Source organism: Methylobacterium sp. WL103, assembly GCF_008039885.1.
GTDB classification, from domain to species: Bacteria; Pseudomonadota; Alphaproteobacteria; order Rhizobiales; family Beijerinckiaceae; genus Methylobacterium; species Methylobacterium cerastii.
Map to the genome: position 1 here is coordinate 1 of NZ_VRUX01001213.1, position 571 is coordinate 571.

Sequence of the window (571 nt, forward strand, 5' to 3'; positions counted from 1 at the left end):
GCCAGAACCGGAGCTGGTCGAGGGCCGGCGGCGTGGCCCTGGCCTGGCTGTGGCCGCCGGCCCTCGACCAGCTCCGGTTCTGGCTGCGCCCGATCGTCCTCGAATTCGCCGCCGGCGTCGGCCTGGCGCTGCTGTTCCGCCGAGGCGTCCGGCTCGGGCGCGCGGGCGGCGTCCTGCTCTGCGGCCTCGGCCTCGCCGTGTGGGCGACGATCGACCTGTCCGGGTTCGCCGGGTCGGACGCGCCCGGCAATTACGGCTGGGCGCGCACCCTGGTCTGGGGCGGCGGCGCGGTGCTGGTCGTCGCCGGCGTGGTCCTGGGCGACCTGCGCTTCGATGCGCCTCCGTTCCGGGCGATCGCGCGGATCGGCGACGCGTCCTACGCGCTCTACCTGCTGCACCCCTTCGTCTTCCTCGCCGCCAAGGCGATCCTGCCGCGGCTGCCGCTCGGCGCCGGGCTTCTCTGGCCGCTGGCGCTGCTCCTCGTCGCCGTCTCGGTCGCGGCGACCGAGGTCTTCCACCGCCGCGTCGAGCGGCCGGTGCTGCGCTGGCTGCAGGGCGGACCGCGCAGGCC

The 571-nt window shown here is 76.4% G+C and carries 1 protein-coding gene; it reads left to right on the plus strand.

What is annotated here, in order from left to right; all coding sequences use genetic code 11:
* Positions 1–32 precede the first annotated feature (32 nt).
* Positions 33–571, plus strand: a 539-nt coding sequence (locus tag FV222_RS28685; protein WP_147816503.1) for an acyltransferase family protein, incomplete at its 3' end; no start/stop codon positions are given.